The organism is Methylophaga thalassica MP (genome assembly GCF_000214595.1).
In the GTDB taxonomy this organism is placed as follows: Bacteria; Pseudomonadota; Gammaproteobacteria; order Nitrosococcales; family Methylophagaceae; genus Methylophaga; species Methylophaga thalassica.
In genome coordinates this window covers 1,457,030-1,482,057 of sequence record NZ_AFIG01000001.1, presented here as the reverse complement: position 1 = coordinate 1,482,057, position 25,028 = coordinate 1,457,030, and the positions used below count along the sequence as shown (strand labels likewise).

Genomic DNA, 25,028 nt, shown 5'->3' with positions numbered 1-25,028 from the left:
TTATGACAACACAACCTGTCATTCTGGTGCTTAACAGTGGTAGCTCATCTGTTAAATATAAATTAATACAGCTCAAGGATGACGCTGTTTTATTAGAAGGCAGCATCCAAGGCATTGGTGAGTCATTAGCTAAACATTCTATTAGTGTGGATGAGCGATTTGCTGATAATTTCACTCAGCCTCAAGCTAGGATTGAAATAAACGATCATCAAGCCGCTTTTCAAATCATTGCAGATGATATGCAGCGCTTTTTTGAGCAGTCATCAGGCATACAGTTAAATCTCATCGGCCATCGGGTTGTGCATGGTGGTGCTATTTTTTTCGCACCTGTTGAGTTGAACCAAGAGGTTTTGACGACTATTGAATCCTACCAACATCTGGCACCACAGCATTTACCCGGTAATATTGCCGGCATAAAAACCTGTCAGGAACTCTTTTCTGATGTCAGGCAATTTGCCGTGTTTGATACTGACTTCCATCAGAGCATTCCTGAGCATATTTATCGTTATGCAGTACCAAATAACTGGTACGAAAATCATGGTGTACGCCGCTATGGATTTCATGGCCTATCTCATCAATATGTCGCTCAGCAGGCAGCGTGTTATCTTGACAAACCACTGAGTGAACTTAATTTAATTACCCTACATCTGGGCAATGGGGCTAGTGCCTGTGCTATCAAAAATGGTCAGAGTTTTGATACCTCTATGGGGTTTACTCCACTGCAGGGCCTTATGATGGGAAACCGCAGTGGCGATCTGGATGCTGCGGTACCTTTGTATATACAAGAGCAGACCGGCATTTCTGCAGAACAGCTAGAGCAACAGCTTAATTTTGAATCCGGTTTAGTGGCTATCACTGGCACACATGATATGGCCGAGATTCAGCATCGAGCTGAGCAGGGCGATAAACAAGCGAGTTTAGCGATTCAAATGTATGTCTACCAACTCCGACGTTATATCGGGGCTTACATGATTAGTCTAGGACGAGTCGATGCCCTTGTATTTACGGGGGGGATAGGTGAAAACGCCTCAATGATTCGAGAACTAGCCTGTGATGAACTAGGGCGGTACGGCTTGGTAATCAACTCTACAGAAAATAAACAGATTAAAAAGGCTACTTCAGCGATTCATCATGTCAGGAGTCAAATTCCGATTCTGGTGATACAAACCAATGAAGAAAAACAGATCGCTCATAATATCGCTGAATATTTAAAGCATTAAAAAGAAAAGGCATCCATGGATGCCTTTATCAGAAAAACTAATCGTAACTGTAGTGTTTACGTAATGTTTTTGTGACTTTCCAGAAGCTTTTTAAACCAGCTGGAAATTCAACGTAGTCACCAGCAACAACAGTAACAGGTGCTTCACCATCTGGAGTGACAACGATTTCGCCTTCTAAAATGTAGGCTTTTTCAGTTTCGTCGAAGTCCAATCTGAATTCAGTAACAGGACAATCCCAGATTTCCCAACCAGCAACGCCTAACTCTTGCAAACGCGCTTCACTTGGGTTTTTTTCAATTATAATTTCAGGCATAGTGATCTCTAAAATATCAATGTTGATAGCTCAATCTCACAATTGAGTAAGCCGTATTGCCACAAAGGCATGCGAATAATAACAGAAAGCAACTAACAAGACGGATTCTTGTCGCACTCATTAATTGATTGATAACACTGTTCTTAATGGAAAGTGCAGTGTTGAGGAGGCGTAAAATGGATGCAAAAGTAATATCGCTTCTGGCCAATAAACCAGATACGCTCAATGGTCGCTTGCAAGTCCTTCATGAATGTTTGCGACAGAGTTTGCCTCAAATAACGCATTCATCTTGCCTGCTCTATGATGAGAAAACAGATTCACTGAAAAAATTTCTGAGTAGTCATCACTTCACTAATGATGGATATGAAGACAGTCTTCGTTTAAAGCCGAATCAGGCTTTGTTTACACTATGTCAACAAGAAGAAGGTAAGCTCGTATTTTTCGATGCTGACGAACCGGTTTGGCAACATTTTAAACAAGATCCACAAAGTCACGCGGCGTTCATTATCCCCATAAAACAAGGACAAAGATTCATTGGTTTTGTTTGTTTTGAGATGGTGTCTTCGCCTGATAACCTGACCGATCCTGCGAAGATTACCTTGAGTTTGTACGGTCAGTTTATATCCATGATGATCAATGAAGAATTATCACTGGTTAATACGCTCTTGGCGACAGTCAGGGCAGCCAGAGATTTCACTGACTTCAGAGATTTTGAAACGGGCTTACATCTTGATCGTATGGCCTGTTATGCCAGGATTATTGCCACGCACTTGGCTAAGAAGCATCGCTTAAGTGATGAGTTTATTGAACATGTGTATCTGTTTGCCCGCTTGCACGATATTGGCAAAATCGGTATCTCTGACACTATTCTTAATAAACCAGGGCGATTAGATGATGATGAACGTAGCATTATGAAAACGCATGTTATCAAGGGGATAGATATGCTTGAGCAAGTACTTAATGACTACAATCTGGTAGATATGCGTGATACCGATATGATGCGTAATATCGTTGCCTGTCATCATGAATATATCGATGGTTCAGGCTATCCAAAAGGTCTGAAAGGGGATGAGATTCCTCTGGAAGCCAGAATTGCAACCGTGGCAGACATCTTTGATGCGCTGACTTGTCAGCGTCCCTACAAAAAACCGTGGCCTTTAGACGATGCCATAGCTGAACTGGAAAAAATGCAACAGGCGAATAAACTAGATGCAGAGTGTGTTGCTGCTGTTAGAGAAAATAAAGCAGAGTTTGAAAAGGTAATGAAGGAACTGTCTGACGACAAAAAGTAGTTATCACTAGAGCAAAAGCCTCAAGTGATAACTACTCAATAGCTTCTAAAATGTCAGCGTGGCGGCCATTTCGTCATTGATTTTAACTAAACACGTCAAATCTTTTTTCAACTTCCATTTGCAGTCTGAAGTCACGGTCATGCCTTCATATTCACCACTAAAATGACCATCATCGTAGTTGTATGATAGCTGGCCATCAATCACCACATTGCCGTTAATTAAGACTTGATGTTCAAAGCTTATTTGATCAAAGCGGCCATAGACTTCCACTTGTTGTTCAGCACCCGCCGGACGATAGTACTGCTTTGGGGATGCCGAAGTACAGCCGAGTAATGTTGCCAGCAGTGCTGCGATGATGATCTTTTTCATATGTGATTCCAGTAAAAAGTAAATAAGCCTGTTTATACTACAAAAAACCGCTTTGAACGCCTAATGTGATTTCACAGCATATTTAACAATACCGTCAGTGTCAGTAATGAAATAACGGTCGAAAACATGATAGTTTGTGCTGTGATAAAGGCATTCCGTTGGTAAAACTCGGCAAGCATAAAAGGGCCAGTGCCTGTCGGTAATGCGGCCAGTAAGACAGCCATCATGGCTAATGTCCTATCCATATCAAACACCCAGAACGCCAATGCGGCGACCAGAAGCGGTTGTATGGCGAGTTTTGTAAAGGTTAATACCCAAGCGACACGTGTCTCGTTGTCACTATTATTTGGCTTTTCACTGCGACTACTTGCCAGAAACAAACCTAAGCTCACCAATGCACATGGGCTAGCAGAGTCAGACAGCAGATGGAGAAATGTTTCAACACTGTCGGGAATGGTCAAACCTGAGGCGGCTACTATTACACCGGCGATGGGGGAAACAACTAATGGATTACGAAATACGGCAGATAACACACTTTTTATCCGTAAGTGTAGCGCTTTCTCAGCCTGTAAACCGGTTTCGATTAACATGATGGCAATAGAAAATAAGATACAAACCACAATAATGGACGCAATCGTTGTGGGTATCTGACTGGATGCACCGAACACCAAAAATAATAAAGGAAAACCAACATAGCCGGTATTGGAATAGGCCGCCGCTACGCCATCAACACTGGCATCCGCTAAATGCTTGCCCTGCGAAAGTCGCCAGACAAGAATCAGTAAAAAGATTATGCCCGTACCCAATAAATAAACGTTTATAAAAGCAGGTAGAAATAAAGCCTGCCAGTGGCTATGTGCCATAATGTCGAACAACAAGGCAGGTAAGGCAAGCCAGACGACATAACGATTTAATTCACTGGCGGCAGTTGGGCCAAGTACACCGGTTCTTCTACTGATAAAACCCGCCGCAATCAGCCCAAAAATGGGCAACAAAATAGAAAGAGTATTTAGCATGGAGTATAGCTTTGTATCGCAATGCTAAATAATATCAGGATGATCATAAGGTGCCTAATTAACCAGGCCTGAGGAAAAGCAAAGGCAATTATGCTGAATAAAATAAGACGTTTTTTTATAAAGTTAATACTCTACAGCATGCTGGGTTGGCTAGTGTTCAGCCTGCTTATCGTTTTACCGTTTCGTTGGTTAAACCCACCAGTCAGTATGGTGATGGTGGAACGCTGGCTGACCCATGATGATTATACGATTCATCAACGCTGGCTGAGCTGGGAGCAAATTCCCAAAAAAGTGGCGCTTGCGGTGATAACCTCTGAAGATCAGCGTTTTCCTCTGCATCAGGGCTTTGACGTTGATGCCATTATGAAGGCACTTAACGAAGCTGAGGATGGCGGACGGTTACGTGGTGCCAGCACCATTAGTCAGCAGGTCGCTAAAAATATGTTCCTGTGGACAGGTAGAAGCTGGATAAGGAAAGGTTTGGAAGTCTGGTTTACTTCTTTAATCGAACTGACCTGGGGCAAGCAACGTATTCTGGAAGTGTATTTGAATATTGCCGAGTGGGGGAAAGGTGTTTTTGGTATTGAAGCCGCCAGTGAATATCACTTTGCCAAACAGGCTTCACAACTGACGGATATGCAAGCCGCACTGTTGGCATCAACCCTGCCAAGTCCGTTGAAATATGATCCTGCAAGACCCGCCCAACATCTTATTGACCGGGCGCACTGGAACTTGGCACAGCAACGTAAATTAGGTGGTACTAACTGGTTAGCCCCAATATCAGAATAAAAAAACCGCCAGTACTAGAAGGTGTACTGGCGGTACCGAGGACGAGAGAGTTATTTAAGCCAGACTTTCCAGCCTTTCTCTGCCATACACTCAATAAAGCCAACGGTAACCTGGCTAAAATTACCGTTGATTGGGTGCTCTTTACTTAAACCATCTTTGCAGACTTGACCTTCTGCGAGTAATTGATCAGGACCTGCACCCGCTTTCCACCACGAGCTGACACCGACCGGTTGGAGTGGATCAGCAGGCAGAGGTGCAGGCTCAATTTCAGTATCTGTTGTTTTTTCAGCTATAAATTGGTCGGGTGAACTTTTGGTATAGCTACCATGAATCACAGCTTTATTGGCCGGGCTCCCGGTTTTAGCGGCCTCTTCATTAGCCTTGTTATCTAAATCTAAAACGATCCAGCCATTCTCTTTTAAGCATTTTTTTGTTTGTACCTCTGTATTTGTACTGGCAGCACACACATTTTTTTCTTGCTGAAAATCACGGACGGATGCGCCGCGTTTATAACTAAACTCTCCACATGCGGAGAGCGATAGACTCAAAATGCCCATCGTGGTGATGGCAAGCGTCTTATTGAATTTTCGTTTTTGAAACATCCGCCTTTCCTTGATGACTCTTTAACATGGCTACAGATTACCTGAACAAGTCAGATCTGTTTCTACGCAATTTCACGTATTCAAGCTTCTGACCCAGCTCACTAGTATTGCTCCTGACGCGAACAGCACGTTTGCGACTTTTTCTTTTCTTGGATGGCTAACAGGGGCAATTAGAATGAAAATGAAACTCAACTCTCTCACCTATGCAGTGGCGCTCGCCAGTTCTGCAATGATGGCACCTACAGTGTCACAAGCAGCTGGCACGATCACGTTTGGTGAAGATCAATATGTCAGCGTTGGTTTTGGCATGCGTGGCAGCTACACCAGTGCTGAAGATGGTGCAGCTGACGGTGGACGTTCGAATGATTTTAATTTGGACAGTGCCAGACTTTACGTTTCGGGTTCGTTAAATAAATACATCAAAGGTATGTTTAACACTGAAATGAACAGCGATGAGTCAATGAAAATTATTGATGCTGCGGGTATTTTTCAATTTACACCTGATGTAGCTATCTGGGCAGGTCGTTTCTTATCACCAAGCAGTCGCGCCAATATGGCTGGTCCTTATTACACTTCAGGTGATGGTTATTGGCAAAACATTGCAGCACGTTATGGCTGGAATGGCGGCACGATTGGTCGTGATGAAGGTGTTGCTATTGTTGGTACTACTTTAGACCAACGTCTTGCTTATTCATTTGGTGCATTCGAAGCAGACAAAATCTTTTACTACAGCTTAGGTGAAGGTGCATCGACTCAAACAGCATTTAATGAGGGTGATGCCGGGGCAGCTGCTGGTGCTAGTGATGATTTGATGTATGCCGGTCGTCTGCAATATAGCTTCTGGGATAAAGAGCCTGGTTACTACGGAACAGGTAACTACCTGGGACAAAAAGATATTTTCACCATTGGGGTATTCGGCCGTTCTAAAGGTGACGGTGCTATCTCTGCGACTGATATTGGTGACTATAGCCAATATGGCGCTGATCTATTGATTGAGAAGAAGCTGTCTGCAGGTGCAGTGTCTTTTGAAGCCGCTTATTACGACTATGACACTGATGATGTTTTCTTATCTGAACAAGGTGAAGCTTACGCCGTAGGCGCTGGTTATATCTTCAACCAAAAAGTGGGTTGGGGTCAGTTCATGCCGTTTGTTCATTACCAAAACTTTGATGCAGACAACGACATTGAAACAGAACGCACCGATTTTGGTGTGAACTACATCATTGATGGCTACAACGCTCAAATCACAGCCGTTTACAGAAATCTTGAAGTCACCAACGAATCTGATGATGACGCTTTTGTCATCAGCACCCAACTTCAGTTCTAGTAGAAGGAGGAACCTAATGAAAACGATAGTAAAACTCGATTTAGATAAAAAGCCATGGGAGCAGGATGGTCAAATCCATAACCGTTGGCACCCAGATATACCCATGATCGCGATGGTCAAGCCCGGTGATGAATTCCGTGTTGAATGTATGGATTGGACCGGCGGCCAAATTGGCAATAACGACAGTGCCGATGATATCCGCGATGTTGATTTAACCCAGGTTCACTACTTAAGTGGTCCGATTGGTGTTGAAGGTGCTGAACCTGGCGATTTAATGGTGGTAGATATTCTGGATGTCGGCACGTTTGAAGATCAGCAATGGGGTTTTAACGGTTTATTTGCTAAAGAAAACGGCGGTGGTTTCTTAACTGATCACTTCCCTGATGCAAGTAAGTCTATATGGGATTTCCACGGTATTTACACGACATCACGTCATATTCCAAACGTGCAGTTTGCCGGCATTATGCATCCTGGTTTGATTGGTTGTTTGCCATCAAAAGAAATGCTTGAGGAATGGAATCAACGTGAAGCTGATTTGATTGCCACAGATCCTGACCGTGTACCGATGTTAGCTTGCCCACCTGAAGAAAAATCTGCGGTGATGGGCAGAATGAAAGGTGATGAAGCAGTTGCTGCAGCTAAAACCGGTGCTCGGACTGTGCCACCACGTGAACACGGTGGTAACTGTGACATTAAAAACCTGACCAAAGGGTCTCGTATTTATTTCCCTGTGTATGTGAAAGACGGTGGTCTTTCTATGGGAGACCTTCACTTCTCTCAAGGTGATGGCGAGATCACATTCTGTGGTGCGATTGAGATGGCGGGTTACTTAGATATCCGCGTCAACTTAATCAAAGGCGGCGTTAAGAAATACGGTATCAAAAACCCACTGTTCAAACCAAGTGTGGTTGAACCTAAATACCGTGATTACCTGATTTTTGAAGGTATCTCAGTTGATGAACAAGGTAAACAACATTACCTCGACGTTAACGTGGCATACAAACAAGCGTGTTTGAACGCCATTGAGTACATGAAGAAATTTGGTTACAGCGGTCAGCAGGCCGTATCCATTCTCGGTACCGCACCGGTTGAAGGTCATATCAGCGGCATCGTTGATGTACCAAATGCTTGTGCGACCTTGTGGTTACCCACTGAGATCTTTGATTTCGACATCATGCCTAATCCAGACGGTCCTTTAGAACTGGTTACCCCAGGTATTGATACAGCGAAAACATCTTAATTGATTAGAGGAAGAGTGCGATGCCTATTTACGACTACCGATGTGAGCAATGTGGCGAATTTTCGGCCTTACGCAAAATGAGTGAATCCAGCTTGCCCTGCACGTGTGAAAACTGTGGAGAGCCTGCAGCACGCATTATTTCAGCGCCCAATCTGGCTCTGATGGACAGTGGCAGAAAAAAAGCGTTTGAGCGTAATGAAAAATCGGCACATGCCCCGAGACAAGCACGCCGTTCCAGCTGTGGTTGTTCAGGCTCGCACACTTGCTCGACATCGCAAAAAGACACTTCATCTTCTAACGAAAATAAACAAGGAAACGGCCTATTGATGCAAACAAAGAAAACCGCACGACCTTGGATGCTCGGTCACTGAGTAACCAAACATTGTTTTAAAACTGGAGATTAATCAATGAAACATTTTAGTCGAAGAAAATTCTTAGGTAAAACAGGCGCTTTACTCGGCGCAATGATAGCGGCAGGCTTCATTAGCACATCAGCGATGGCTGAAGATTACCCGACAGCGGCGGTGAACACGACCGGTCTGGCTGTGACTGATGACACCGTTAAAGTGGGCATTTTGCACTCATTGACAGGCACGATGGCTATCAGTGAAACCGGTGCTCAAGAAGCTGAAAAACTGGCGATTAAACAAATCAATGAATCAGGCGGTATTTTAGGTCGTCAAATTGAAATCATCCAGGAAGATGGTGCGAGTGACTGGCCTACATTTGCTGAGAAATCACGTAAATTATTAGTGAACGATCACGTTGCTGCCGTATTTGGTTGCTGGACTTCTGCTTCACGTAAAGCGGCATTACCTGTATTCGAACAGCAAAATGGTCTGCTTTACTACCCAACGTTCTACGAAGGTCTGGAACAATCACATAATGTCATTTACACCGGTCAGGAAGCGACTCAACAAATCTTAGCTGGTTTGGATTGGGTAGCGAAAGAAAAAGGTGCAAAAACGTATTATCTGATTGGCTCTGATTACATCTGGCCACGTACATCAATGAAAATTGCCCGTAAACATATCGAAAATGTCTTAGGTGGCAAAGTCGTTGGTGAAGAGTACAAACCATTAGGTGACACACAGTTCGGTTCGGTTATTAACAAAATCCGTCTGAAAAAACCTGACGTTATTTTCGCGGCTGTTGTAGGTGGTTCTAACGTTGCTTGGTTCAAACAGTTAAATGCTGCCGGTATCACTGGTGATAAACAAACACTGTTAACTATCTCTGTTACTGAAGACGAAGTCTTAGGTATCGGTGGTGAAAACCTGGTCGGTTTCTATTCAGTTATGAAATATTTCCAAAGTCTGGATAACGACAATAACAAAGCTTTCGTTAAAGCCTTTAAAGAAATGCATGGCGATGACAGCGTTATTGGTGACGTGACTCAAGCGGCTTACCTTGGTCCTTGGTTATGGAAAGCGGCTGTTGAAAAAGCAGGTAGCTTTGATGTCGATAAAGTAGTTGCTGCTTCAGAAGAAGGCGATATTGAGTTAACAACGGCACCTGAAGGTTATGTGAAGCTTCATCCTAACCATCATCTGTGGAGCTACACTCGCGTAGCTGAATGGCAAAAAGATGGTCAAGCGAAAGTGATTTACCAATCACCTGAGCTGATTGAACCAAACCCATTCCCAGAAGGTTACCAATAGACCGCAGTATCAAGATGGGCAGGCTGCATACGCAGCTTGCCCTCTCTTAAACACGTTTCAATCACTCTTTTCAGATCACCTTCGGAGTAGCGTTATGGGCGATTATTCAATACAAGAATTGACATCAATTCTGGCCATGCAAGGGTTTGCTGGTTTGAGTTTATTCAGTGTTCTACTTTTAATGGCACTGGGCCTTGCAATTATTTTCGGGCAGATGGGCGTCATTAACATGGCCCATGGCGAGTTTATGGCAGTAGGGGCATATACGACCTACATATTGTCAGTCATGACAGAAAAATACTTTCCTGATTTTCTGAGTTATTACTTTATTTTTGCCATCGTCGCTTCGTTTTTTGTGGCAGGCATTATTGGCTACTTTGTTGAGTGGCTGCTTATCAGGCATCTATACAAACGTCCTCTTGACACCCTGCTGGCGACATGGGGCTTAAGTCTGATCATGCAACAGATTTTCCGGTCTCTGTTTGGCGCACGTGAAGTCAGCCCAACGCTGCCAGATTGGCTAATGGGCTCATATATGCCAACAGATACTATCTTCATACCAATTAACGGTATGTTTGTACTGGGTTTAACCGCGTTAGTGACCTTTGGCGTCTTTATCCTGATGTATCGCTCAACTTGGGGACTCAATGTACGTGCCACCACCCAAAACCGTGTAATGAGTGGTGCAGTGGGTATTAATACCAAAAAAGTGGATCGTATGACCTTTGCGCTTGGTTGTGGCATTGCCGGTGTAGCTGGTGCGGCATTTACCACTATTGCATCAACAGGTCCAACGACCGGTTCTCTCTATATTGTTGACACCTTTATGGTGGTGGTTTTCGGTGGTGCTGCAAGTTTATTCGGCACGATAGCTTCAGCCTTCAGTATTGCCCAGGCGCAATCGATTCTGGAGTTCTTTATCAGTGGTTCTATGGCAAAAGTGCTGACATTACTGACGATCGTTATCATTCTGATGATTCGTCCAGAAGGTCTGTTTGCCAATAAAGTTCGTAAATAAGCAGTAGGAGATAACCATATGAATTTTGTCTATGACAGATTATTGGGTGGCAGAAACGGCGCCATCGGTATTGGCATCCTTGCGCTGCTTATTCTGATTGTATTGCCGCTGGCACTGGATATTTTCCGCCTTAACCTGGTGGGGAAATACCTGACTTACGCCTTTGCCGCGGTCAGTCTGGTTTTACTTTGGGGATACGGCGGCATTCTGAGTTTAGGGCAAGGAGTATTTTTTGGCCTCGGTGGCTACGCGATGGCGATGTTTTTGAAACTGGAAGCATCGGATCCGGAAAGTACCGCTATTCAATCTACACCGGGCATTCCTGACTTTATGGATTGGAATCAATTAACAGAATTACCCTGGTTCTGGGTGCCGTTTGAACACTTATGGGTGGCGATTCTGGCGATTTTTGTGGTGCCAGCAGCGTTTGCCTACCTTATCGGGGTGTCGATGTTTAAACGTCGGGTAAGTGGGGTTTACTTTGCCATCATTACCCAGGTTGTCGCTTTGATTTTGACTATTTTGATTGTCGGTCAACAAGGTTACACCGGTGGTATCAATGGTATTACTGACCTGAAAACCTTAAATGGCTGGAGTATTCGTCCAGATTCAGCGAAGTACGTCTTGTATTTCGTCAATGCCGTCTTATTACTGGCAGTAATCTGTGTCAGCCGCTTTGTACTGACCAGTAAATTTGGTCGACTGCTACTGGCGATGAAAGATAAAGAAGATCGTGTTCGCTTCTCTGGTTATGACGTAGCCAGCTTTAAAATCTTTATCTTCTGTCTGGCCGCGGTGATTTCAGCTATTGGTGGCGCTATGTTTACTTTGCAGGTTGGCTTTATGTCACCGTCATTTGTCGGCATCGTACCTTCAATTGAAATGGTTATCTTTGCTGCGGTGGGTGGACGTATGTCACTTATCGGTGTGGTGTATGGCACCTTATTAGTGAATGCTGGGAAAACAGCTTTTTCAGAATCGTTTCCTGAAGTCTGGTTATTCTTGATGGGTGGTTTATTTATCGCTGTGGTGATGTTCTTCCCGAATGGATTAGCCGGTATTTATGACAAATACGTCAGAACGCTGCCTTTCATGCAACGTCTGTTGGGCGAGAAAAAAGCAGAGTCTGATAGTAAAACTGAAGCGAAAGCTGAATTAGAAGGAGCCAAATAATGGGTACTGAAACTGATTTCCTGTTGGCAATTGAAGATTTGACCGTCTCATTTGATGGCTTCAAGGCAGTAGATTCATTGAATCTGTATATCGATAAAAATGAACTGCGTGTGGTTATCGGCCCAAACGGGGCCGGCAAAACGACCTTACTGGATTTGATTTGCGGTAAAACCAAAGCCAGCTCAGGCTCGATCAAGTTTAAAAATACAGAGCTTACTAAACTGTCAGAGCACGCAATTGTTCGTACCGGTGTAGGACGTAAGTTTCAGACACCATCGATTTACGAAACATTAACGGTTTACGAAAATCTGGAGGTGTCTTATCCAGAAGGACGTGGCGTGTTTGGTAGCTTGTTCTTCAAAGCTGACGAAAAGGTGAAAGAAACCGTATTAAGAATAGCGGAAGAGATTCAGTTATTAGATGAACTGGATACGGAAGCAGCTGTGTTGAGTCATGGTCAGAAACAATGGTTAGAAATAGGTATGTTACTGATGCAAGACCCTGAGCTATTAATGCTCGATGAGCCTGTAGCCGGTATGAGTGCGAAGGAACGCGACGAAACAGCAGAATTGTTGAATCGTATCTGCAAAAACCGTTCGGTGATTGTGATTGAGCATGATATGGAGTTTGTGAAAAAGATTGCTCACAAAGTCACCGTATTACATCAAGGCAAGATTCTGGCTGAAGGCGCTATGGATAAAGTGCAGTCAGACGAGAAAGTCGTTGAAGTTTACTTAGGCCATTAAGCGAATAGCGAGGAAATTGATATGTTTGAAGTAGAAAACTTAAAAGTCAGCTATGGCCAGAGTGAAGTGATTCATGAAATCAGCTTTTCAGCGAATAAAAATGAAACACTGGCCATTATGGGCCGTAACGGGATGGGTAAAACCACACTGTTCAAATCCTTAATGGGTATCTTGCCAAGTTCGGCGACTAAGGTTGAATTAGAAGGCACTGATTTAGATGGTATGGATAGCTATAAACGTGTTGCCAGTGGCTTAGCTTATGTACCGCAGGGACGGATGATTTTTCCCAATCTGACCGTGCAGGAAAATATTGAAACCGGATTACAGGTCAGTAAACAGAAAAAAATTCCGGAAGATATTTTTTCCTTATTCCCTGTGTTACATGAGATGCGTCATCGTAAAGGCGGTAACTTGTCTGGTGGTCAACAGCAACAGCTGGCAATTGCCCGTGCCCTGGTGACCAATCCCAAAGTCTTGCTTTTGGATGAACCAACCGAAGGTATTCAGCCTTCTATTATTAAAGATATTGCAAAAGTACTGAATGAAATCCGTGAAATGCGTGAGATAACGATTGTGGTATCAGAACAGGTACTAAGCTTCACGATGGATATTGCTGATCGGATTATGGTGATCGAAAAAGGCAATTTGATTCATGAAGATCTGCGTGAAAATGTGGATGCAGCCAAAATCAAACAATATCTGACAGTGTAAAAACAACAACATCCTCTTTGATTTTATGCAAAGAGGATGTTTTAGTCATGCTATCTTTACGGCATGAAAACAGGACAGAATGCGTGACCCAATTGATAGACAGAACGCAACTTAATACCGTAATGACGGGCTGGGATGCCCGTCTTCAGTTAGGTTTTATCGAACGTGACGGTAAAACGATCCTGGCAAAAAAGGCTCATTCAGGGCCATTAACGATTCAAAAATGTTTATATCCGGAAGGCCCGACTCCCGCACATGTTCTGGTGATTCATCCACCGGGTGGTGTGGCAGGTGGAGACCGTTTAGCACTGGACTTTAGTTTGGCGAAAGCGGCCAAAAGCTTTATCACCACACCGGGTGCCACCAAATGGTATAAGTCGGCAGGTCGCGAGGCCAGTCAAACACTGCATATAGAACAGGCGGATCACAGTCTTCTTGAATGGTTTCCACAAGAAAATATTGTGTTTGATGGGGCTGATGTCACCTTAAAGACACAGGTAAAATTAAGCCAATACGCTCATTTCGCCGGCTGGGATATCAGTTGCCTCGGTCGACAAGCCAGTGGCGAACAGTGGCAGCAGGGCCGCTATAAACAAGTGTTAGAAATATCGCGTGAACAACGGTTGTTGTGGCAGGAAACCGCGGTGTTTAAACCGGATAGCCATGTTGTCACTGCGCTGGCCGGGCTGAGAGGGTTTCCAGTATTTGGTAGCTTTGTGGTTACCGCGGGTGAAGTACCCGATGCTGTCATTGAACAATGTCGACAAATTACAGTGAATTCTGATGCCCAATACGGCGTTTCTGCCTTACCAGAAGTGTTTACGGCACGTTATATCGGTAGCTGTGCACAAGAAGCACGTCAGTATTTTGAACAACTATGGGCTTGTCTGCGCCCATGGTATGCAAATTCACAAGCAATACGCCCACGCATCTGGGCAACCTGAACATTTTATAGGACCTGTGACATGGATTTAACGCCAAGAGAAAAAGATAAATTACTGATTTTTACCGCGGCATTATTAGCTGAACGCCGTAAAGAACGTGGTGTGAAATTAAACTACCCGGAAGCCGTGGCCTATATCACCGCTGCCATTATGGAAGGTGCCAGAGACGGTCGCAGTGTGAGTGACTTGATGAGTTATGGCACGAACTTACTGACCCGTGAAGATGTGATGGATGGCATTGCCGAAATGGTCACTGAAATTCAGGTGGAAGCCACGTTTCCAGATGGCACCAAGTTAATTACTGTTCACGACCCGATAGTGTGAGGTGACAAAATGATTCCAGGTGAAATGCGTTTTGCAAAAGGTGATATCGAGCTGAATGTTCAGCGGGAGACCAAATTAATTGACGTCTCCAATTCGGGTGACCGTCCTGTTCAGGTGGGCTCGCATTACCACTTTTATGAGGTAAACGAGGCTTTACTGTTTGATCGTGAGCAGGCCTATGGTTTTCGTTTAAATATTGCTGCGGGCACCGCTGTCCGGTTTGAACCGGGGCAAATGCGTAGCGTCGAGCTGGTGAAACTGGCGGGGGCACAAACGGTGTATGGTTTTGCTGGCAAAGTGATGGGGGCCTTGTCATGAGTCTTAAAATTTCACGTCAGGCCTATGCAGAAATGTTTGGTCCCACTGTCGGTGACAGAGTTCGTCTGGCAGACACCGAACTGTGGATCGAAGTCGAAAAAGATCTCACCACTTACGGGGAAGAAGTCAAATTCGGTGGTGGCAAAGTGATTCGCGATGGCATGGGCCAATCACAACTGCCTGCAGCAGAGGTCGCGGATACCGTCATCACTAACGCACTGATTATTGATGCAGTCACCGGCATTATCAAAGCCGATGTAGGACTTAAAGATGGCCATATCTGGCAAATAGGCAAAGCCGGTAATCCAGATATTCAACCTAACGTGACTATTCCTATTGGTGCCGGTACCGAGATTATTGCTGGTGAAGGCATGATTCTCACTGCCGGTGGCATTGATAGTCATATTCATTGGATTTGCCCACAGCAAATCGAGGAGGCGCTAACCTCAGGTGTGACCACCATGCTGGGCGGTGGAACCGGGCCCGCTACCGGCACCTTTGCCACTACCTGTACGCCAGGTCCCTGGCATATTCATCGTATGCTGGAAGCGGCTGAAGCGTTTCCTATGAACATGGGCTTTTTTGGCAAAGGCAATGTGTCTTTGCCTGAACCTGCTCGTGAACAAGTTGAAGCAGGTGTCATTGGTCTGAAATTACATGAGGACTGGGGTACGACGCCGGCAGCGATTGATAACTGTTTAAGTGTGGCAGAGGAAATGGATATTCAGGTGGCGATTCATACCGATACCTTAAATGAATCGGGCTTTGTTGAAACGACCTTAGCTGCATTTAAAAACCGGACCATTCATACTTTCCATACAGAAGGGGCCGGTGGTGGTCATGCGCCTGATATTATCAAAGCCATCAGTTCACAAAATGTCTTGCCGTCATCAACTAATCCGACCCGACCGTTTACTGTGAATACGCTGGATGAACATCTGGATATGCTGATGGTGTGTCATCACCTTGATCCAGCTATTGCTGAGGATGTGGCTTTTGCGGAATCACGGATTCGCCGTGAAACCATTGCCGCTGAGGATATCCTGCATGACACTGGTGCCTTTGCGATGATGTCATCCGATTCACAGGCGATGGGACGCGTGGGTGAAGTGATTATGCGCACCTGGCAAACGGCTCACAAAATGAAAGTGCAACGTGGGACTTTGCCGGAAGATACCAAAGATGGCGCGGACAATACCGATAACTTTCGGGTGAAACGGTATATTGCTAAATACACTATTAACCCAGCGATAACTCATGGCATTTCACATATTGTGGGTTCAATCGAGCCAGGGAAATTTGCTGATTTGGTGTTATGGCGACCGGCGTTTTTTGGCGTTAAACCGTCATTAATCTTAAAAGGGGGCAGCATTGCTTCAGCAGCGATGGGAGATCCTAATGCCTCAATCCCAACACCGCAGCCCGTGCATTATCGTCCGATGTTTGCCAGCTTTGGTAAGGGGCTTAAAAGCTCATTAACCTTTGTATCGCAAGCGGCTATGGATAATCCGGAAGTTAAAAATCTGAACTTATCCAAGCCACTTGTCGCCGTGAAAAACTGCCGGCAGGTAACGAAAAAAGATATGGTATTAAACGATGCAACACCGGATATCAGCGTCGATCCTGAAACTTATCAGGTGCTGGCAGATGGCGAATTATTGATTTGCGATCCGGCCACAGAGTTGCCGATGGCACAACGCTATTTTCTTTTTTAGAGTAAGAGCATGCTTGAAATACATACAAAATTAACAGACAACAACATCAGCGACTTTGATGACAAGGTGTCGATGAGTTTTGATTTACGTCAAAAAAGTCGAATCCGGGTCAAGCTGGCATCAGGTCGGGAAGCGGCTATTTTTATGGCCAGAGGCGAAATCTTACGTGGTGGTGATGTGCTGCAAGCACAGGATGGTTCTATCATTCAGGTGCAAGCTGCTGATCAGCAAGTGATGATTGTCACAACCCATTCTGCTCATGCCCTGATGCGGGCGGCTTATCATTTGGGTAATCGTCACGTACCGCTGGAAATTGGCGACGGCTGGTTAAAGCTGGAAGCCGATTATGTATTAAAAGATATGTTGTTGGGATTGCATGTGAATGTGGAAGAAACCCAAGCGCCGTTTGAACCTGAAGCCGGTGCCTATGGTGGTGGACATCACCATCATCATGATGATCACGACCACGACCACGACCACGAACAATCACATCACCACCATCATTAATCATGACCACCACGGCAGCATTTTCACGATTATTACAACTGGCCAGTCCAGCATTACCTATCGGTGCCTACAGCTATTCTCAAGGGTTTGAATGGGCGATTGAGTCGGGTGATGTCACAGATAAAACATCGGCACAGCGTTGGATCAGCGATGTGTTGCTGACCTATTACGCCCAGTTTGAATTGCCAGTGATTAAACGTTTGTTTATGGCCTGGCAGAGCATGGATGAAACGGCCATAAACCATTGGGATGGTTATTATAAAGCGGGTAGGGATAGTGCTGAAACCTGGCTTGAATCGAGACAGATGGGCTATTCCTTATTACGTCTGCAACAGGATTTAGATGCCTGGCCACAAGCGATGTTAGATGTTGTCGCTTCAATTGATGAGCCAAGTTTCCCTACGGTGTATGCGGCTACGGCAGTGAACTGGCAGATAAGCTTGCATGAAATGCTGCATGTTTATGCCTGGTCATGGATAGAAAATCAGGTCAGTGCAGCGATGAAAGCGATTCCTTTAGGCCAGGTGGCAGGGCAGCAAATTCTGGTTGCTGTCAGCGAACAAATAACGATAGTCATAGAGCAGGCCATGCAATGTGCTGATGATGATATCAGTAACTTCTGTCCGGCTCTGAGTATCGCCAGTTGCCGACATGAAACACAATATTCAAGATTATTCCGTTCTTAAAGTGAGGTATGAATGAAAGAACCATTACGGGTAGGTATTGGCGGGCCGGTTGGCTCAGGCAAAACGGCATTAACCCTGGCCTTATGTAAGCGTTTGCGTGATACCTATAATATTGCCGTTGTTACCAACGATATTTATACCAAAGAAGATGCCCAGTTTCTGACCCGAAATGAAGCCCTGTCTGCCGACCGAATTATTGGTGTGGAAACCGGTGGTTGTCCACATACCGCGATTCGTGAAGATGCATCGATGAATCTGGAAGCGGTGGCACAGCTCAGTAAACGTTTCGAGCCATTGGATATCGTGTTTATAGAGAGTGGTGGCGATAATCTGGCAGCGACTTTCAGCCCGGAGCTTTCAGATTTGACCTTATACGTGATTGACGTATCGGCCGGTGAAAAAATACCGCGTAAGGGGGGGCCGGGCATCACCAAATCTGATTTGCTCATTATTAACAAAACAGATCTGGCACCTTTAGTCGGTGCATCATTAGAAGTGATGGATGAGGACGCGAAACGTATGCGTGGTGAGCGACCTTTCTTTTTTACCAATCTAAAAGATGAACAAGGTCTGGATGAGATTATCTTGTTTATTGAAAAACAAGGCTTAATGCTGCACTAACTAAATGACGAGGAATTGATTATGAAAAAAAGCCTTTTGATATTCATGACATTGATGGGATTGCCACTGTCTGCGATGGCACATCCAGGACATGATGCAGTGGGATTTATGAGTGGTGTTTTACATCCGCTGACCGGGCTTGATCACTTATTAGTAATGTTGGCTATTGGTTTCTGGGCAGCGCGGGCACCGACACAGAATCGCTTTCAGATACCAGCGTTATTTATTAGTTTTCTGCTTGTAGGCCTGACAATGGGCGCCTTTATGGGACAGTCCAATATAGTTGAGATGGGCATTGCCGTTAGTGTCATCGCTATGGGCGTTGTGTTGCTATTGAGTGCCAAAATCAATGTTGTCTGGCAGATTGCCTTAACCAGCGTATTTGGATTGATGCATGGTTTTGTTCATGGTCAAGAACTCATTCTGGCGAATAATGGTTTGCAGGCGATCATCGGATTAGTACTGACAACGTCAGTCTTATTGCTTATTGGCTTTGTTCTGGGTAACCAGAAAGATAGCGTGGGACGTTATCTGCAAAGCCTGTTAGTATCCGTGCTAACGGTAGCAGGAGCATTTTTCCTTATCGCATAAAGTCCTTGCTGGTCAGTATATAAAAAATGTCCTGAGTCTGATCAGGGCATTTTTTTATACGTAGAATTACGTAGATAAAATCACTAAGAGCATCAGTTAAGATGTTGAATCGTTTGTTGTACCAAGTTGCTGTTTGTTTAACGGACAGGCAAAAGCATCTTCCCAACGTCAGGATAAGAATTTGACACCGAATGATGCCATAACTCCTTCTTCTGAAAGTGAAGCACCACAACGTATTGTCAAAATACGTCGGGATTACAATACCTGGGTTGCCAATGAAACACTGGAAGACTACGCCTTAAGATTTACGCCAAATTCATTTAGAAAATGGCCGATTTTTCGTGTCTCCAATACCGCTTTGGGCGCAATATCGTTTCTGGTTTTAGAAGCTATAGGCGGCACTATCGCCGTCAACTACGGATTTACCAATGCCTTTTGGGCGATCTTAACCGTTAGCTTAATTATTTTTTTAACCAGCCTGCCGATTAGCCACTATGCCGCTAAATACGGTCTTGATATGGATTTGCTAACGCGTGGTGCAGGCTTTGGTTATATTGGATCGACGATTTCTTCGTTTGTCTATGCCACGTTCACCTTTATATTGTTTGCGCTCGAAGCGGTGATCATGGCGTATGCGCTGAGTTTATATTTCACCATACCGCTCTATGTCAGTTATCTCATTTGTGCTGTGGTGGTGATCCCATTAGTCACACATGGGGTGACCTTAATCAGTCGTATTCAGATGCTGACCCAGCCCTTGTGGCTGTTTATGATGATATTGCCATTGGTGTTTATCTTTATTAAACAACCCGATGCGTTTAGCGGTCTGATTAATTTTGCCGGTGAATCCGGCTATGACAGTGACTTTAATATCTATATGTTTGGCACGGCTGTGGCGATTGCTATGGCATTAATCCCACAAGTTGGTGAGCAAGTCGACTTCTTACGTTTTATGCCAGAACGTACCAGTAAAAATAATCTGAAATGGCATTTGGGCGTACTAATGGCCGGTCCTGGCTGGATTTCCATGGGCATGGCAAAAATGTTCATCGGCGCATTATTGGCTTATCTGGCATTAATGGCGGGGATGAGCATCGAGCAAGCCATCAATCCAACCCATATGTATTACGTGGGCTTTAGTTATGTTTTCTCTAATCCGGATGTGCTGCTGGCCGTTACCGTGTTTTTTGTGGTGCTGTCACAAATTAAAATCAATATCACTAATGCCTATGCTGGCTCATTAGCCTGGTCCAATTTTTTTGCACGGTTAACCCATAGTCATCCCGGTCGTGTGGTGTGGTTATTATTTAATGTATTGATTGCCACCATGCTGATGTTGCTGGATGTATTCCAGGCGCTGGAACAGATTTTGGGCTTGTATTCGAATATTGCCATTTCATGGATTACCGCCGTGGTGGCTGATCTGGTCATTAATAAACCGCTTGGATTAAGCCCGAAAGGTGTCGAGTTCCGTCGTGCTTATTTATATGACATCAATCCAGTAGGCGTTGGGGCGATGGGCATTGCCTCACTGCTTTCGGTAACCGCTTTTCTGGGTGTGTTTGGGCTGGAAGCGCAGGCGTTTTCTTCATTTATCGCCATGTTTACTGCCTTGGTTGCTTCACCATTGATTGCCTGGTTTACCAAGGGAAAATATTATCTCGCCCGACAACCTTTTAAATTTCACCCAAGCAAAACCAAAGAAACCTGCAGCATTTGTGGCCGTGATTATGAAATTCAGGACGTTGCTTATTGTCCTGCCTATCAAGGGCCGATTTGCTCCCTATGCTGCTGTCTGGATGCTCGCTGTAATGATGCTTGTAAACCGCATGGACGTTTGACGTCACAATGGGAAGCCATTATCAGTAAAGTGTTGCCAAAAGCCTTGTCAGGTAATATTCATAGTGGTGTCGGGCACTATTTATTATTGATGTCACTGACGGTACTGATCCTGGCCTCAATCTTCGGCTTGATCTACGTACATATCTCACTGACGGTCACTGAATATTCAGCGCATATCATGCCAGCAATACAGCTTGGTTTTATCAAAGCGTTTTCCGCCTTGGTATTAGTCAGTGGCATTATTGTGTGGTGGCTGGTGCTGACATCACAAAGCCGGAACGTGGCCCAGCAGGAATCGAATAATCAGAATAACTTATTACAGCGTGAGATTATTCTGCATAAACAAACGGACGCCGAGCTACAACAGGCACGCGTAGTGGCTGAGCAAGCCAACCAGGCAAAAAGTCGTTATATCACGGGTATCAGTCATGAGTTACGGACACCGCTGAACAGCATTTTGGGCTATGCCCAGTTACTTGATAATAATGCCGATATTGTCGACAGTAATAAACACGCTACAAAAGTGATTTTACGCAGTGGTGAGCATTTATTGTCATTGATTGAAGGCACACTTGATATTGCCCGTATTGAAAGTGGCAAGTTGCAGTTTGATATTAAATCCTTACGGTTTCCTGAATATATTCAACAGATTGTCAGCATGTTTGAAATTCAGGCGAAGAATAAAGGATTGTATTTTAACTACCATATCCCAGCGGATTTACCACCAGTGGTTCGTGCCGATCACAAACGTTTAAGCCAGATATTAATCAATATTATCGGTAATGCGGTGAAATATACCCGTGAGGGTGGTATTGATATCCGGTTTCGTTATGCCCGTGAATTCTTGTCGATTGAAGTGGCGGATACCGGGCCCGGTATTGACGAAAAAGATATTGAAAATATCTTCCAGCCCTTCGTCAGAGGGAATACAGCGACCGGTGTTGGCGGAACTGGCTTGGGACTGACGATTTGTAAACTACTTACCCAACTGATGGGCGGCGTGTTAGATCTGGAAAGTAAAGTGGGTGAGGGCACCACATTTTACATTCGTTTGTTTTTACCTTCTGTGCGTCTTGATGAAGCCTTGCCATCGCTGGCAATGCGTATGCCTGTAGGCTACAAGGGACGTCGACGTAAACTGCTCGTGGTCGATAATGAACCCATCGACAGAGAATTATTAATCAATGTGCTGGAACCTCTAGGCTTTGAAGTCAGAGAGGCAGCGTCAGGCCCAGAATGTTTACGTATTTATCCTGACTTCAAACCTGATATTATTTTCATGGATCTGGCGATGCCGGAAATGGATGGTTGGGAAACCTGTCATCTGATTCGAAACGTACATCAGTCTGATGTCCACATATGTATCATTTCTGCTAATGCCTTTGACCGAAATCTGGAAAACTCCTCCGGTATTTTACCGAGTGACTTTGTCCTCAAACCGGTTAATTTAATGGAGCTCATCAACTGGATTGGTGAACGATTGAACTTAGAGTGGATACAAGCAGAGGATGAACGGTCTGAGATAAAACAGGTCACAGACAGCCAACAACCACTGCCTGAAAAACAGGTGCTTGAATCCCTGCTTGAAATGCTGGATCTCGGCTATATCATGGGGCTAAAAGAAATCATTGATGAGCTTGATTCGCAAGGGACGGTGAGTAAATCGTTTATTAGTGAAATGCGTCGAATGGCAGAATCATTCCAACTGGAGAATATGAAACAATTTATCAAAGAGAAACTGCAAAATGACTGAGGCAAATCAACATGCTGTGGTGCTGGTCGTGGATGATGCGCCTGAAACATTAGCACTTTTACATGCTTCTCTTGTGGAGTCCGGTTATACCGTCCTGGTCGCCAATAACGGAAAAGATGCTATTCGAATCTGTAATGAGGCTTATCCGGATATTGTGTTACTTGATGCTGTGATGCCTGAACTTGGCGGATTCGATGTGTGTCGCCGATTAAAGCAGGACATCAACACACGCCATATTCCGGTGATTTTTATGACTGGTCTCACCGAGTCTGAAGATGTCGTCGCTGGGTTTTCTGCTGGTGGCATTGATTATGTCACCAAACCCTTAAGTCCCATTGAAGTCATTGCCCGGTTAAATACCCATCTGAAAAATTCAAGAATGATGAGTCATACCCAAGGGGCGCTTGATGCCTTTGGTCAGGCCGCTATTGCTGTGCTTCCCGGTACCGATAAAATTATCTGGCAAACGCCATTGGCCCGTGATCTGGTAGAAAAATATCTTAATGATAAAGAGGATGGGGGAACCCATGCTGAGCAATTACAGCAATGGATTCAACAATTAAGTGAAGGCGGTAAAAAACGTTTACGACCATTGATGATTAACCATCCAACAGGGCGGTTAATTTTTACCCCAGCCGATATTCGTAATGATGAGCAATGGCTTATCTTGTTACGCGAAGAATCAGAAGCCGCTCAGGTCGAAGCCTTAAAAGCCGTATTTAATCTGACCAAGCGTGAAGCTGAGGTATTACACTGGGTCATTTTAGGGAAAACCGATAAAAGTATTGGTGAGATTCTTGGTACCAGTCCCAGAACAGTGAATAAACATATGGAACATGTGTTTGTGAAGCTGGGCGTTGAGACCCGAACGGCTGCCGCCTCATTAGCTGTTACCAAGCTGCACACCTTAAGTGGTCATGCTAACGATACTTAAAAGCAAAACACGCAATACCGTCAGCTGGGATGTAACAGTGACCGGCGCCTTATAGACGTTTTCATTTTCCATGATCATACTTCCATCATACCGAGCAACAAAACAGGTATTTTTCTCTGCTTCAAATTAACTAAAGCTGACTTGATCCAGGTCATAACGCAATGTATTTCAAAATGTTACTGTATTAATGACTCAATAATCATAATGCAGCGAATGCAAGGAGCGTTGATATGACGGGAATGATGAAAGCAGCCGCCTTTATTGAAAAAGGCCGTATTGAAATTGTTGAGAAACCGATTCCTGATATTGGTGATAACGACGCCTTGATTCGCATCACCACGACCACGATCTGCGGTACTGATGTTCACATTCTGAAAGGGGAGTATCCCGTCGAGCAGGGGTTAACTATCGGCCATGAACCAGTGGGTATTATCGAAAAACTGGGCAAAAATGTACAAGGCTATAAAGAAGGTCAGCGTGTTATTGCCGGGGCAATATGCCCGAGTTTCCATTCTTACGCCTGTCAGGACGGATTGCCAGCTCAGGATGGCGGTTGCCATAGTCATGGTTATAAACCCATGGGTGGCTGGCGTTTTGGTAATACTATTGATGGCGCACAAGCTGAGTTTTTAGTGGTGCCGGATGCACAGGCCAATTTAGCACCCGTGCCCTATGGCTTAACTGATGAACAAGTTTTGATGTGCCCTGACATCATGTCGACAGGTTTTGCAGGGGCTGAATCTGCAAACATAAAAATTGGTGATATTGTGGCGGTGTTTGCCCAAGGACCGATTGGTTTGTGTGCGACAGCAGGCGCGAGATTAAAAGGGGCCAGTTTGATAATCGCGATTGATGGCATTGATGAACGATTATCTTATGCCAGGCAGTTAGGAGCGGACATCTCGCTGGACTACCGTAAAGTCGATATCATTTCAGAAATCATGAAAATTACGGGTGGGCGTGGTGTGGATGCGGTGATTGAAGCCCTGGGAACACAACAAACCTTTGAGTCAGCCTTACGCGTATTAAAACCGGGCGGGACATTGTCCAGTTTAGGGGTGTATTCAACCGATTTAACGATTCCACTTGATGCCTTTAGTGCGGGCTTGGGTGACCATAAAATCATCACCAGTTTATGTCCTGGGGGTAAAGAGCGTATGCGACGCCTGATGAGTGTGATTGAATCAAATCGGGTTAACCTAGAGGATATGGTGACGCACCGTTACAAACTGGATGATATCGTTGATGCTTATGACCTGTTTTCTCATCAGCGGGATGGGGTATTAAAAGTGGCGATAACAATGTGATTTTTCGTT

The 25,028-nt window shown here is 44.7% G+C and carries 26 protein-coding genes; 22 read left to right on the top strand and 4 right to left on the bottom strand.

The genetic code is table 11. The features are described 5' to 3' along the window. The first annotated feature begins 2 nt into the window (after positions 1 to 2). The gene (locus MAMP_RS06995; protein ID WP_007145315.1) at positions 3 to 1,220 is read left to right on the top strand and encodes an acetate/propionate family kinase; all 1,218 of its coding nucleotides are present in this window, start codon (positions 3 to 5) and stop codon (positions 1,218 to 1,220) included. A 37-nt stretch (positions 1,221 to 1,257) separates the two neighbouring features. Here MAMP_RS06995 and MAMP_RS06990 read toward each other — a convergent pair whose 3' ends face one another. Further along, positions 1,258 to 1,533, bottom strand: coding sequence for a cupin domain-containing protein (locus MAMP_RS06990; RefSeq protein WP_007145314.1), 276 nt, complete (start codon positions 1,531 to 1,533; stop codon positions 1,258 to 1,260). Positions 1,534 to 1,709: 176 nt separating this feature from the next. Here MAMP_RS06990 and MAMP_RS06985 point away from each other — a divergent pair, with 176 nt between their 5' ends. Further along, a complete protein-coding gene (locus tag MAMP_RS06985; RefSeq protein ID WP_007145313.1) occupies positions 1,710 to 2,825 on the top strand; it encodes an HD-GYP domain-containing protein in 1,116 nt (371 codons plus the stop codon). Between the two features lie 45 nt (positions 2,826 to 2,870). Here MAMP_RS06985 and MAMP_RS06980 read toward each other — a convergent pair whose 3' ends face one another. Both MAMP_RS06980 and MAMP_RS06975 read right to left on the bottom strand, forming a co-directional pair. Further along, entirely contained in the window at positions 2,871 to 3,194 is a 324-nt protein-coding gene (locus tag MAMP_RS06980; RefSeq protein WP_007145312.1) for a hypothetical protein, read from the bottom strand. A gap of 71 nt (positions 3,195 to 3,265) precedes the next feature. After that, on the bottom strand, positions 3,266 to 4,210 hold the full coding sequence (locus MAMP_RS06975; RefSeq protein ID WP_007145311.1) for an AEC family transporter: 945 nt from the start codon (positions 4,208 to 4,210) through the stop codon (positions 3,266 to 3,268). Between the two features lie 90 nt (positions 4,211 to 4,300). On the opposite strand from MAMP_RS06975, the gene mtgA reads away from it, so the two are divergent. Beyond that, the gene (gene mtgA / locus MAMP_RS06970) at positions 4,301 to 4,999 is read left to right on the top strand and encodes a monofunctional biosynthetic peptidoglycan transglycosylase (RefSeq protein WP_007145310.1); all 699 of its coding nucleotides are present in this window, start codon (positions 4,301 to 4,303) and stop codon (positions 4,997 to 4,999) included. A 50-nt stretch (positions 5,000 to 5,049) separates the two neighbouring features. Here mtgA and MAMP_RS15675 read toward each other — a convergent pair whose 3' ends face one another. Further along, complete coding sequence (locus MAMP_RS15675) at positions 5,050 to 5,601, bottom strand: hypothetical protein (RefSeq protein ID WP_007145309.1); 552 nt, start codon at positions 5,599 to 5,601, stop codon at positions 5,050 to 5,052. 175 nt (positions 5,602 to 5,776) lie between these two features. Between MAMP_RS15675 and MAMP_RS06960 the strand changes: the two genes are divergently transcribed. The 19 genes from MAMP_RS06960 (at position 5,777) to MAMP_RS06870 (ending at position 25,019) form a co-directional block, all read left to right on the top strand. Then, positions 5,777 to 6,928, top strand: coding sequence for a hypothetical protein (locus MAMP_RS06960; RefSeq protein WP_007145308.1), 1,152 nt, complete (start codon positions 5,777 to 5,779; stop codon positions 6,926 to 6,928). Between the two features lie 16 nt (positions 6,929 to 6,944). Further along, positions 6,945 to 8,168 carry a formamidase gene (fmdA, locus tag MAMP_RS06955; protein WP_007145307.1) on the top strand — a complete coding sequence of 408 codons (1,224 nt, stop codon included), beginning with the start codon at positions 6,945 to 6,947 and terminating at the stop codon, positions 8,166 to 8,168. A 20-nt stretch (positions 8,169 to 8,188) separates the two neighbouring features. Next, a complete protein-coding gene (locus MAMP_RS06950; protein ID WP_007145306.1) occupies positions 8,189 to 8,539 on the top strand; it encodes an FmdB family zinc ribbon protein in 351 nt (116 codons plus the stop codon). 36 nt (positions 8,540 to 8,575) lie between these two features. Continuing rightward, complete coding sequence (gene urtA, locus MAMP_RS06945; RefSeq protein WP_007145305.1) at positions 8,576 to 9,829, top strand: urea ABC transporter substrate-binding protein; 1,254 nt, start codon at positions 8,576 to 8,578, stop codon at positions 9,827 to 9,829. 94 nt (positions 9,830 to 9,923) lie between these two features. Beyond that, a complete protein-coding gene (gene urtB, locus MAMP_RS06940; protein WP_007145304.1) occupies positions 9,924 to 10,847 on the top strand; it encodes an urea ABC transporter permease subunit UrtB in 924 nt (307 codons plus the stop codon). A gap of 18 nt (positions 10,848 to 10,865) precedes the next feature. Next, the gene (gene urtC, locus MAMP_RS06935) at positions 10,866 to 12,020 is read left to right on the top strand and encodes an urea ABC transporter permease subunit UrtC (protein ID WP_007145303.1); all 1,155 of its coding nucleotides are present in this window, start codon (positions 10,866 to 10,868) and stop codon (positions 12,018 to 12,020) included. Then, positions 12,020 to 12,766, top strand: coding sequence for an urea ABC transporter ATP-binding protein UrtD (gene urtD, locus MAMP_RS06930; protein WP_007145302.1), 747 nt, complete (start codon positions 12,020 to 12,022; stop codon positions 12,764 to 12,766). Before urtC ends, urtD begins: the two co-directional genes overlap by 1 nt. Positions 12,767 to 12,787: 21 nt before the next feature. Then, on the top strand, positions 12,788 to 13,477 hold the full coding sequence (gene urtE, locus MAMP_RS06925) for an urea ABC transporter ATP-binding subunit UrtE (protein WP_007145301.1): 690 nt from the start codon (positions 12,788 to 12,790) through the stop codon (positions 13,475 to 13,477). An 83-nt stretch (positions 13,478 to 13,560) separates the two neighbouring features. Further along, positions 13,561 to 14,421, top strand: coding sequence for an urease accessory protein UreD (locus MAMP_RS06920; RefSeq protein WP_007145300.1), 861 nt, complete (start codon positions 13,561 to 13,563; stop codon positions 14,419 to 14,421). Between the two features lie 21 nt (positions 14,422 to 14,442). Further along, a complete protein-coding gene (locus MAMP_RS06915; RefSeq protein WP_007145299.1) occupies positions 14,443 to 14,745 on the top strand; it encodes an urease subunit gamma in 303 nt (100 codons plus the stop codon). A gap of 9 nt (positions 14,746 to 14,754) precedes the next feature. Continuing rightward, the gene (locus tag MAMP_RS06910) at positions 14,755 to 15,063 is read left to right on the top strand and encodes an urease subunit beta (protein ID WP_007145298.1); all 309 of its coding nucleotides are present in this window, start codon (positions 14,755 to 14,757) and stop codon (positions 15,061 to 15,063) included. After that, positions 15,060 to 16,778, top strand: coding sequence for an urease subunit alpha (gene ureC / locus MAMP_RS06905; protein ID WP_007145297.1), 1,719 nt, complete (start codon positions 15,060 to 15,062; stop codon positions 16,776 to 16,778). The genes MAMP_RS06910 and ureC overlap by 4 nt, the downstream gene beginning before the upstream one ends. Positions 16,779 to 16,787: 9 nt before the next feature. Next, the gene (gene ureE / locus MAMP_RS06900) at positions 16,788 to 17,285 is read left to right on the top strand and encodes an urease accessory protein UreE (protein ID WP_007145296.1); all 498 of its coding nucleotides are present in this window, start codon (positions 16,788 to 16,790) and stop codon (positions 17,283 to 17,285) included. Positions 17,286 to 17,287: 2 nt separating this feature from the next. Continuing rightward, positions 17,288 to 17,971 carry an urease accessory protein UreF gene (locus tag MAMP_RS06895; RefSeq protein ID WP_007145295.1) on the top strand — a complete coding sequence of 228 codons (684 nt, stop codon included), beginning with the start codon at positions 17,288 to 17,290 and terminating at the stop codon, positions 17,969 to 17,971. A gap of 12 nt (positions 17,972 to 17,983) precedes the next feature. Continuing rightward, complete coding sequence (gene ureG, locus MAMP_RS06890) at positions 17,984 to 18,592, top strand: urease accessory protein UreG (protein WP_007145294.1); 609 nt, start codon at positions 17,984 to 17,986, stop codon at positions 18,590 to 18,592. 21 nt (positions 18,593 to 18,613) lie between these two features. Next, complete coding sequence (locus MAMP_RS06885) at positions 18,614 to 19,183, top strand: HupE/UreJ family protein (protein ID WP_007145293.1); 570 nt, start codon at positions 18,614 to 18,616, stop codon at positions 19,181 to 19,183. A 181-nt stretch (positions 19,184 to 19,364) separates the two neighbouring features. Next, on the top strand, positions 19,365 to 22,778 hold the full coding sequence (locus MAMP_RS06880; protein ID WP_007145292.1) for a hybrid sensor histidine kinase/response regulator: 3,414 nt from the start codon (positions 19,365 to 19,367) through the stop codon (positions 22,776 to 22,778). Beyond that, positions 22,771 to 23,712, top strand: coding sequence for a response regulator transcription factor (locus MAMP_RS06875; RefSeq protein ID WP_007145291.1), 942 nt, complete (start codon positions 22,771 to 22,773; stop codon positions 23,710 to 23,712). Before MAMP_RS06880 ends, MAMP_RS06875 begins: the two co-directional genes overlap by 8 nt. 230 nt (positions 23,713 to 23,942) lie before the next feature. After that, the gene (locus MAMP_RS06870) at positions 23,943 to 25,019 is read left to right on the top strand and encodes an NAD(P)-dependent alcohol dehydrogenase (protein WP_007145290.1); all 1,077 of its coding nucleotides are present in this window, start codon (positions 23,943 to 23,945) and stop codon (positions 25,017 to 25,019) included. Positions 25,020 to 25,028: the final 9 nt, after the last annotated feature.